10 protein-coding genes and 1 pseudogene are annotated in these 9,120 nt (G+C 71.7%); 5 read left to right on the top strand and 6 right to left on the bottom strand.

Going from position 1 to position 9,120, the window contains the following annotated elements; genetic code table 11:
* Together AC2W7J_RS12265 and AC2W7J_RS12260 are read left to right on the top strand one after the other, a co-directional pair.
* On the top strand, positions 1 to 333 hold a 333-nt coding region (locus AC2W7J_RS12265), incomplete at its 5' end, for a hypothetical protein (RefSeq protein ID WP_485982714.1).
* Between the two features lie 85 nt (positions 334 to 418).
* A complete protein-coding gene (locus tag AC2W7J_RS12260) occupies positions 419 to 2,305 on the top strand; it encodes an ABC transporter ATP-binding protein (RefSeq protein ID WP_485982712.1) in 1,887 nt (628 codons plus the stop codon).
* Between the two features lie 129 nt (positions 2,306 to 2,434).
* Here the strand turns inward: AC2W7J_RS12260 and AC2W7J_RS12255 are convergent.
* The 3 genes and pseudogenes from AC2W7J_RS12255 to AC2W7J_RS12245 all read right to left on the bottom strand — a co-directional run.
* Positions 2,435 to 3,082 (bottom strand): annotated as a pseudogene (locus tag AC2W7J_RS12255) (SURF1 family cytochrome oxidase biogenesis protein); the annotation flags it as partial.
* Complete coding sequence (locus tag AC2W7J_RS12250; protein ID WP_255183477.1) at positions 3,082 to 3,291, bottom strand: hypothetical protein; 210 nt, start codon at positions 3,289 to 3,291, stop codon at positions 3,082 to 3,084. The pseudogene AC2W7J_RS12255 and the gene AC2W7J_RS12250, both read right to left, overlap by 1 nt.
* The gene (locus AC2W7J_RS12245) at positions 3,291 to 3,566 is read right to left on the bottom strand and encodes a DUF3099 domain-containing protein (protein WP_255183476.1); all 276 of its coding nucleotides are present in this window, start codon (positions 3,564 to 3,566) and stop codon (positions 3,291 to 3,293) included. The genes AC2W7J_RS12250 and AC2W7J_RS12245 overlap by 1 nt, the downstream gene beginning before the upstream one ends.
* A 127-nt stretch (positions 3,567 to 3,693) precedes the next feature.
* Here AC2W7J_RS12245 and fabG point away from each other — a divergent pair, with 127 nt between their 5' ends.
* Together fabG and fabI are read left to right on the top strand one after the other, a co-directional pair.
* On the top strand, positions 3,694 to 4,404 hold the full coding sequence (fabG, locus tag AC2W7J_RS12240) for a 3-oxoacyl-ACP reductase FabG (RefSeq protein WP_485982709.1): 711 nt from the start codon (positions 3,694 to 3,696) through the stop codon (positions 4,402 to 4,404).
* Between the two features lie 46 nt (positions 4,405 to 4,450).
* A complete protein-coding gene (gene fabI / locus AC2W7J_RS12235; RefSeq protein ID WP_255183474.1) occupies positions 4,451 to 5,206 on the top strand; it encodes an enoyl-ACP reductase FabI in 756 nt (251 codons plus the stop codon).
* A 270-nt stretch (positions 5,207 to 5,476) separates the two neighbouring features.
* Here the strand turns inward: fabI and serB are convergent, their stop codons facing one another.
* Positions 5,477 to 6,172, bottom strand: coding sequence for a phosphoserine phosphatase SerB (gene serB, locus AC2W7J_RS12230; RefSeq protein ID WP_255183473.1), 696 nt, complete (start codon positions 6,170 to 6,172; stop codon positions 5,477 to 5,479).
* Positions 6,173 to 6,216: 44 nt separating this feature from the next.
* Complete coding sequence (glgC, locus tag AC2W7J_RS12225) at positions 6,217 to 7,464, bottom strand: glucose-1-phosphate adenylyltransferase (RefSeq protein ID WP_421008332.1); 1,248 nt, start codon at positions 7,462 to 7,464, stop codon at positions 6,217 to 6,219.
* Between the two features lie 86 nt (positions 7,465 to 7,550).
* Here glgC and glgA point away from each other — a divergent pair, with 86 nt between their 5' ends.
* Complete coding sequence (gene glgA / locus AC2W7J_RS12220; RefSeq protein WP_485982707.1) at positions 7,551 to 8,747, top strand: glycogen synthase; 1,197 nt, start codon at positions 7,551 to 7,553, stop codon at positions 8,745 to 8,747.
* A 16-nt stretch (positions 8,748 to 8,763) separates the two neighbouring features.
* On the opposite strand, the gene AC2W7J_RS12215 is transcribed toward glgA, so the two are convergent.
* The coding region (locus AC2W7J_RS12215) for a GNAT family N-acetyltransferase (protein WP_485982705.1) at positions 8,764 to 9,120 on the bottom strand (357 nt) is incomplete at its 5' end.

Below are 9,120 nucleotides of genomic sequence, written 5' to 3'. Positions count from 1 at the left end.
GACGCCGTGACGAGCGGCTGCGGGCCGCGGGCCACGACCCCCGGCAGTCCGACCCTGCTCGTCGCCGGCGGGTCGAGCTCCGGGCAGGCCGGGCAGAGCATCCGTCGGCTGCTCGACGCGCACCCGCGCGAGGGCTGGCTGACCATGACCCTCGCTGCGCCCCGCGCCGGTGCCGCACGGGGCCGGCTCGTCGTGCCGGCCACCCTCGCGGAGGGTGTGCTGCACGACAGGGTGGCCGCCCTCGCCGAGGCGAACGGTGCCCCCTTCATCCCGGGGGGACTGGCCGACACCGACGCCGTCGCACGCCTCGTCCTGCACCGCGTCCTCGGCTGAGGCCGGCGCCCGCGGCACTTTGCGTGCGCGGGAATCCCTTGTGGTGCACCGTGGTTGTCGCACCGGGGACGACAAGGAGCGGACGATGATGATGAACAGCACCTGGGGGCTCATGCAGTCGATGAGCCGGGGTGACTCGGTGACCTCGACACCGCTGCCCAAGGGCACCGCCAGGCGGGTCCTCGGCTACGCGGCGCCCTTCAAGGGCACCATCGCGGCCTTCCTCGGGCTCGTCGCCGTCGGCTCGATGACCGTCGTGGCCGTGCCACTGCTCCTGCAGCGCCTCATCGACGACGGGGTCACGCCGCAGGACCGGCAGGTCGTCGTCGTCATCGCCCTGCTCGTCGCCGCGATCGCCGTCGTCGAGGCCGTGACGAGCCTCGTCCAGCGGTGGCTGTCCGCGCGCATCGGCGAGGGGCTGATCCACCTGCTGCGCACCGAGGTCTTCGCCCACGTGCTGCGCCAGCCGATCGCCTTCTTCACCCGCGCGCAGACCGGTGCCCTCGTCAGCCGGCTCAACAGCGACGTCATCGGGGCCCAGCAGGCCTTCACGACGGTGCTCTCGTCGGTCGTCAGCAATGTCATCTCGCTCGTGCTCATCCTCGGCGCGATGTTCGCCCTGTCGTGGCAGCTGACCCTCGCCTCGCTCGTGCTCGTGCCCTTCTTCGTCCTCCCGGCGAAGTGGATGGGCCGACGGCTGGCCGGGCTCGCCTCGGAGCAGATGAACCTCAACGCCGACCTCGGCAACCAGATGACCGAGCGGTTCAACGTCGCCGGTGCCCTCCTCGTGAAGATCTTCGGCTCGCCGGCCCGCGAGATCGAGCAGTACGACCAGCGGGCCGCCCGCGTGCGCGACATCGGCGTCAAGATCGCGACCAACCGGGCCTTCTTCTTCGTCATGCTCACCGCGCTGGCCTCGCTCGCGACCGCGATGGTCTACGGCGTCGGCGGGGTCATGGCCGTCGACGGAGCGCTGACCGTCGGCACGCTGCTCGCCCTGGCCGCGCTCCTCGCCCGCCTCTACGGGCCGCTCACGGCACTGTCCAACGTGCACGTCGACGTGCTCACCGCCCTCGTCTCCTTCGCCCGCCTCTTCGAGCTGCTCGACATGCCCTCGAGCATCCGGGAGGCACCCGACGCCCGGCCGCTGCCGCAGGGCGAGGCGCTGTCGGTCGAGCTCGACGACGTGCACTTCACATACCCCGGAGCCGACGCGATCTCCCTTCGCTCGCTCGAAGGTGCAACCACCGGCGACCGGGAGCAGGGCGGTCCGGTGCTGCAGGGCGTGACGCTGCGCGCCGAGCCCGGTCAGCTCGTCGCCCTCGTCGGGCCGAGCGGTGCCGGCAAGAGCACGATCACCTCTCTCGTCACCCGCTTCTACGACCCGACGAGCGGCAGCGTCCGCATCGGCGGTCTCGACCTGCGCGAGGCGACCCTCGACTCGGTGAGCGCCTCGGTCGGCATGGTGACCCAGGAGGCGCACCTCTTCCACGACACCATCCGCGCCAACCTCGCCTATGCCCGCCCGGAGGCGAGCGAGGACGAGATGTGGGCCGCGCTCGAGGCCGCGCAGATCCGCTCGCTCGTCGCGGCGCTCCCCGCCGGGCTCGACACGGTCGTGGGGGACCGGGGGCACCGGCTGTCCGGTGGGGAGAAGCAGCGCTTCGCCATCGCCCGGCTGCTGCTCAAGTCACCGGCCGTGCTCATCCTCGACGAGGCGACCGCGCACCTCGACAGCGAGTCGGAGGTCGCCGTGCAACGGGCGCTCGACACCGCTCTCGAGGGGCGCACGGCCATCGTCATCGCCCACCGGCTGTCGACGGTCCGCGCCGCGGACCAGATCCTCGTCGTCGACGCGGGTCGCGTCGTCGAGCGCGGCACGCACGACGAGCTGCTCGCCGCTCACGGGCTCTACGCGTCGCTGTACACCACGCAGTTCGAGGGGGAGGGCGACCCGGTCGAGGTCGGCTGACTCAGCCGTCCTCCTCGTCCCAGATCCGCACCTTCTTGGGCTTGGGGGCGCGCCGGCGTCGCCCTGCTCCTGGATCTCGCGGCGCAGCGCGAGGACGACGAAGACCCACAGCGCCGGGATGACGAGCCACCACTGGATCGCATAGGCCAGGTGCGGCCCGGTGTCGGTGTCGGGCACCTCGAGCGGGTCTGGGCGTGGCCCGTCCGGCTCCTCCGACTGGAGCGCCACGTAGCCGCCGAGCACGTCGGCGTCGATCTGCTGCGAGACCTCGTCGAGGTTGATGCTCGCGACCTGACCGGTCGGCATGTCCCGCCCGAGGCTCTTCTCTCCCAGGCGGACCCAGCCGGTGACGGTCACCTCCCCACGCGGCGCGGCCGGGACCTCGGGGGCGACGTCCGCCCCCTTCGGGCTGTTGGGGACCCAGCCCCGGTCGACGAGGACGACACCGCCGTCCTCGAGGCGAAGGGGGAGGAGCACCTCGTAGCCGTAGGTCCCGTCGAGGGGACGGTTGCGCACGAGGACCTGCTCGGTGGTGAGGTACTCGCCGGTCGCGCGCACCCGGGTCCACTCGTGGTCCAGGCCCACCGGGTCGGTGCCCAGGACGTCCGTCAACGGGACCGGGTCGGCGGTGTAGTGACTCGTGATCCGGTCGGCGCTGGCGGACCTGGACTCGTACTTGCCCCACTGCCACTGGCCCAGCCACACGCAGGCCAGGGACACGACGAGGACGAGGAGGAACCACCCGAGCCACCTCGGGGTGAGGGCACGGCGCAGCATCAGCCGGCGTCGTCCGGGATCTCGTCGACCGCGCAAGTCGCGACGGGGAAGCCGCGCACCGCCAGGTGCTCGCGCAGGACCTCCTCGTGCTCGTCGCACGCGAGCCAGACCTTGCGCCGGGACTCGTCGTGGATGCGGGGGTTGCGCCACAGGACGGCGCGGGTCGCCGTCTGCCGGCACGCCTTGCGGCTGCAGATGAGCTCGTCCATCAGGCGCCCAGCTGCCGGCGGTGGTCGGTGACGGGCTGGAAGGTCTCGTCGGCGGCGCGGGGGCGGACGGCGTTGACGAGGACCACGGCGATGTAGGGCAGGACGACGGCGAGGCCCACGCAGACCCAGCGCAGCCAGCCCTCGAAGAAGTAGGCGCCGATGAAGCAGGCGGTGCGCAGGGCCATCGTCGCGAGGTACTGGCGCATCCGGCCGGCCTGCTCCTCGTGGAGCGAGATCGGCGCGGTGGTCACCGAGGGGACGGGCGTGTGGGGCACCCCTTCAGGGTACGTCGCGTGTCTGGGAGCCATCCGAGGGGCGGTCCGTGTCCGGCTACCCGGGGGTAGTGCTCTAGCGTCGGGACGGGCGTGACCTGACCCACACGAGCGGACACCAAGGAGAGAGATGACATCGCGGCGAGTGCTCGTCACCGGAGGCAACCGAGGCATCGGGGAGGCGATCGCGCGACGCCTGCTCGCCGACGGCCACCGCGTCGTCGTCACCTCCCGGTCCGGCGACCCGGTCGAGGGTCTCGACGTCGTCGCCTGCGAGATCACCGACAGCGACTCCGTCGACGCGGCCTTCACCGCGGCCAAGGAGCTGCTCGACGGTGAGGTCGAGGTCCTCGTCGCCAATGCCGGCGTCACCAAGGACACCCTGCTCATGCGGATGACCGACGACGACTTCTCGTCCGTCGTCGAAACCAACCTGCACGGCACCTTCCGCTGCGTGCGCCGCGCGGCCACGCCGATGGTCAAGGCCCGCTTCGGCCGGGTCGTCCTGCTCTCGAGCGTCGTGGGCCTCTACGGCTCGCCGGGCCAGGCAAACTACGCGGCCTCGAAGTCCGGGCTCGTCGGCATCGCCCGCTCGATGACCCGTGAGCTCGGCGCCCGGGGCATCACCGCCAACGTCGTCGCGCCCGGCTTCATCGAGACCGACATGACCGCGGAGCTGCCCGACAAGACCAAGGCCGAGTACCAGGCCGCCATCCCGGCGCGACGCTACGGCCAGGCCGACGAGGTCGCCGGTGCCGTCTCCTTCCTCGTCTCCGACGACGCGGCCTACGTCTCGGGTGCCGTCATCCCCGTCGACGGCGGCCTCGGCATGGGCCACTGAGCCCTCCCGCTCACCCCCGGACAACCCCCTTCGCGAAAGGCAGCAGATGCTCACCGGCAAGACCTTCCTCATCACCGGCGTCCTCATGGAGTCCTCGATCGCCTTCCACGTCGCCAAGCTTGCGCAGGAGCAGGGCGCGCAGGTGATCCTCACGAGCTTCGGGCGGACGATGAAGATCACCCGCACGATCGCCAAGCGCCTCCCGCAGGAGGCCCCGGTCATCGAGCTCGACGTCACGAGCGAGGAAGACCTCGCGGCCCTCGCCGACCGCATCGGCGAGCACACCGAGCGCCTCGACGGCGTCCTGCACTCGATCGGCTTCGCCCCCGAGGGGGCCTTCACCTTCCTCGACGCCGAGTGGCAGGACGTCGCGACCGCGATGCACGTCTCGGCCTACTCGCTCAAGGCTCTCGGGGTTGCGGCGCTGCCGATGATGACCGAGGGCGGGTCGATCGTGGGTCTGACCTTCGACGCGAGCTTCGCCTGGCCGGTCTACGACTGGATGGGTGTGGCCAAGGCGGCCTTCGAGTCGACCAACCGCTACCTCGCCCGTGACCTCGGCCCGAAGGGGGTCCGCTGCAACCTCGTCGCCGCCGGCCCGATCCGCACGACCGCGGCGAAGTCGATCCCCGGCTTCGAGCAGTTCGAGGAGTCGTGGGACGACCGCTCGCCCCTCGGCTGGGACGTCAACGACCCGGTGCCCACGGCCAAGGCCTGCACGATGCTGCTCTCCGACTGGTTCCCCGCCACGACCGGCGAGATCGTGCACGTCGACGGCGGCGTGCACGCGATGGGGATCTGAGCCACCTCTCCCGGTCCCTGAGGAAGGCCGTCCGCGGCCGGCTCGAAGGGTCGGCTCCCGGACCAGTGGGTCCCGTCCGGGCGAAGGGGACGTCGGCATCCGCCGAAGTCCTTGGCTGTCGTGTGGTTGCGTCGTCGTGCTCGACTTCGGCTTGATGTGTGCCGACATCCCCTTCGCCCTACCGCATGTCGTCCTGCAGTTCGGCGCCAGGAGGACCTGCCGGCCCCGGAATCTCGTTGGTCCCAGCGCGAACTGCAGGGCGACACGCGGTCAGGCGAGGGGGTGGCCGCCCTCGTCGTCGGGTTGGGGGAGCGGGTCGAGGCCGATGAGGTCGAGGACCCGGCGCAGGTCGGGCTCGTCGATGCTCGCGTCCGCCTGCTCGCGCACCGCGGGCTTGGCGCAGAAGGCGATGCCCAGTTCGGCGGCGGCCATCATGTCGAGGTCGTTGGCCCCGTCGCCCACGGCGACGGTGCGGTCCGGCTCGATGCCGGCGGAGGCCGCCAGCCGGCGCAGGAAGTCGGCCTTGGCCGCGCGGTCGACGACCTCGCCCAGCACCTTGCCGGTGAGGTGACCGTCGACCACCTCGAGGGTGTTGGCCCGCGCAGTGGGGATGCCGAGTTCGCGGGCCAGGTCGTCGACGATCTCGGTGAAGCCGCCACTGACCAGCCCGACGGTGTGACCCCCTTCGACCAGCGTGGTGACGAGGGTGCGGGCGCCGGGGGTGAGGCGCACGCTCGCCCGCACGCGGTCGAGGACCTCGACCGGCAGGTCGGCGAGGGTCGCGACCCGCGCGTGCAGGCTGCCGGCGAAGTCGAGCTCACCGCGCATCGCCGCCTCGGTGACGGCGGCGACCTCCTCACGGGTGCCGGCGTGCTCGGCGATGAGCTCGATCACCTCGTCCCGGATGAGCGTGCTGTCGACGTCCATGACGAGGGCGATCGGGCCCTCTCCGGGGAGCCGGCTCACGGGCGGTCCCCGACCTCTGCGTGGCTGCGTGGCATGGCCGCAGTCTAGGAGGCGTCGAAGACGTGCCCCTTGCCGACCACGGTGATCCCGGACTCGGTGACGTGGAGCCCGCGGGCGCGGTCGGCCTCGGCATCGACGCCCAGCTCGATACCGGCCGGCAGGCGCACGCCCTTGTCGACGATGACCCGGTGCAACCGCGCGTGCCGACCGACGTCGACACCGTCGAGCAGCACGCTGTCGCGCACCTCGGAGTAGCTGTGGACGAAGACCCCCGGCGAGAGCACCGAGTTGTCGACGTGGCCGCCCGAGACGACGACGCCGGGGGAGACGATCGAGTTCGTCGCGCCGCCCGCTCGCTCGTCGTCGGCGTGGACGAACTTCGCCGGCGGGTAGGGGCCGTGGTTGGTGTTGATCGGCCAGCTGTAGTTGTAGAGGTTGAAGACCGGGTGGATCGACGTCAGGTCGAGGTGGGCGTCGAAGTAGCTGTCGATCGTGCCGACGTCGCGCCAGTAGCCGCGGTCCCGGTCGGTCGACCCCGGCACGGTGTTGTCGGCGAAGTCGTAGGCGTGGGCGCTGCCCCGCGCGACGAAGTCGGGCACGATGTCGCCGCCCATGTCGTGCCGGCTGTCGGCCTCGGCGTCGCGCTTGACGGCATCCATGAGGGCATCGGTCGAGAAGACGTAGTTGCCCATCGACGCGTAGACCTCATGGGGTGCGTCCGGCAGGCCCACGGGGTCGGAGGGCTTCTCGCGGAAGGCCGTGATCCGTCGCCCGTCCTCGCCGACCTCCATGACCCCGAACTGGTCGGCCGTCGAGATCGGCTGCCGGATCGCCGCCACCGTGCACTCCGCGCCGGTGTCGAGGTGCTGCTCGACCATGTCGGAGAAGTCCATGCGGTAGACGTGGTCCGCCCCGACCACGACGACGATGTCCGGGCGCTCGTCGGTGATGGCGTTGAGCGACTGGTAGATCGCGTCGGCGCTGCCCGTGTACCAGCTCTTGCCGCGGCGCTGCTGGGCCGGGATGGGCGCCACGTAGTGACCGAGCGGGGAGGCCAGCCGCCAGGCCTGGCTGACGTGGCGGTCGAGGCTGTGCGACTTGTACTGCGTCAGGACGATGATCTTGGCGTAGCCGGAGTTGACGACATTGCTCAGCGCGAAGTCGACGAGCCGGTAGATCCCGCCGAAGGGCACGGCCGGCTTGGCCCGGTCCGCGGTGAGCGGCATCAGCCGCTTGCCCTCACCTCCCGCGAGGACGATCGTCAGGACACTGGGCTGACCCCTGCGGACCATGTCGACTCCCTTCGCGGTGCTGTTGTCAGGGCCAACCTAGTGGCTCGCCGGTGTCCCTGTCCGCCCCCTCGCTCTAGGCTGACAGGGTGCGCGTCGACATCCTCAGCAAGGAGTACCCACCGGCGGTCTACGGCGGTGCCGGAGTCCATGTCGCCGAGCTGACCCGGGCCCTGCGGGAGCGGGGTGACACGGACGTGCGGGTGCGGTGCTTCGGCGCCCCGCGGGACGAAGGGGGGACGACGGCCTATCCCGACCCGCCGGGTCTGCAGGAGGCCAACCCCGCCCTGACGACGATGGGTGTCGACCTGGCAATGGCGGCCGACTGCGGGGGAGCGGACCTCGTGCACAGCCACACCTGGTACGCGAACTTCGCCGGCCACACGGCGAGCCTGCTGCACGGTGTGCCGCACGTCGTCTCGGCGCACAGCCTCGAGCCCCTGCGCCCGTGGAAGGCCGAGCAGCTCGGCGGCGGCTATGCCCTCTCGTCGTGGGTCGAGCGCACCGCCTACGAGGCAGCGGCCGGCGTCATCGCCGTGAGTCACGGCATGCGGGCCGACATCCTGCGCAGCTATCCCGCGATCGACCCCGACAGGGTCCACGTGGTGCACAACGGCATCGACGCCCGGCTGTGGCAGCCCGCGCACCGCCTCGACGTCGTGCGGCGCCACGGCGTCGACCCCGACCGCCCCTCGGTCGTCTTCGTCGGCCGGATCACCCGGCAGAAGGGCCTGCCGCACCTGCTGCGCGCGGCGCGCGAGCTGCCGCCCGAGGTGCAGGTCGTGCTCTGCGCCGGCGCCCCCGACACCCCGGAGATCCTCGCGGAGGTCGAGGCCCTCGTCGCCGAGCTGCGGGCGCGGCGGGACGGGGTGGTGTGGATCAGCGAGATGCTGCCCCGCGCCGAGGTCATCGCGCTGCTGACCGCGGCGACGGTCTTCGCCTGCCCGTCGGTCTACGAGCCTCTCGGCATCGTCAACCTCGAGGCCATGGCGTGCGAGCTGCCGGTCGTCGCGACCGCCACCGGTGGGATCCCCGAGGTCGTCGACGACGGCGTCACCGGGTGGCTCGTGCCGATCGAGCAGGTCCAGGACGGCACCGGCGCGCCGGTCGACCCGGCGCGCTTCGAGGCCGACCTCGCGGCGGCCCTCGTCGACGCCGTGTCCGACCCCGGGCGGGCGCGCGAACGTGGTCTCGCCGGGCGGCAGCGTGCGGTCGAGCACTTCAGCTGGACGAGCATCGGCGATCGGACGATGGCGGTCTACGAGACGGTGCTCGCCCAGTCCTGACGGGTGATCTCGCTGATCACCTCGCCGAGCTCGCGCCGGGCAGCGGGTCCTCCCACTCGCGGACCTCGATGCGCACCTCGCGCATCCCGAGGCGTCGCATGACGCCGCGAGAGCCGGTGTTGACGACCATCGTCTCGGCGCGCACGACGTCGAGGCCGGGGTCGGCGAAGCCCTCTGCGAGCACGGCTCTCGCCCCCTCGACGGCCAGACCCTGCCGCCACCACCGGCCCCGCCGAGCCGGTAGCCGACGCTCGGCGGCACCCCCTTTTTCGCGCGGCCACAGGGACCACCAGCCGACGGGCTCGCTCCTCGACGTACCCCGACCCACATCGGCCCGGGGGATCTGCGGCGTCCAGAAGTCGCGCGCCTCCGC

Source organism: Janibacter sp. CFPM2_SD2 (assembly GCF_057364645.1).
Note: the sequence above shows the minus strand (reverse complement) of the source record. Positions and strands in the feature narration are given on the sequence as shown.

What these genes read in the sequence shown, in the direction of transcription:
- AC2W7J_RS12260 (WP_485982712.1), top strand. Translation starts at nt 419, where the DNA reads ATGATGATGAACAGCACCTGGGGGCTCATGCAGTCGATGAGCCGGGGT.
- AC2W7J_RS12250 (WP_255183477.1), bottom strand. Translation starts at nt 3,291, where the DNA reads ATGGACGAGCTCATCTGCAGCCGCAAGGCGTGCCGGCAGACGGCGACC.
- fabG (WP_485982709.1), top strand. Translation starts at nt 3,694, where the DNA reads ATGACATCGCGGCGAGTGCTCGTCACCGGAGGCAACCGAGGCATCGGG.
- fabI (WP_255183474.1), top strand. Translation starts at nt 4,451, where the DNA reads ATGCTCACCGGCAAGACCTTCCTCATCACCGGCGTCCTCATGGAGTCC.
- glgC (WP_421008332.1), bottom strand. Translation starts at nt 7,464, where the DNA reads ATGGTCCGCAGGGGTCAGCCCAGTGTCCTGACGATCGTCCTCGCGGGA.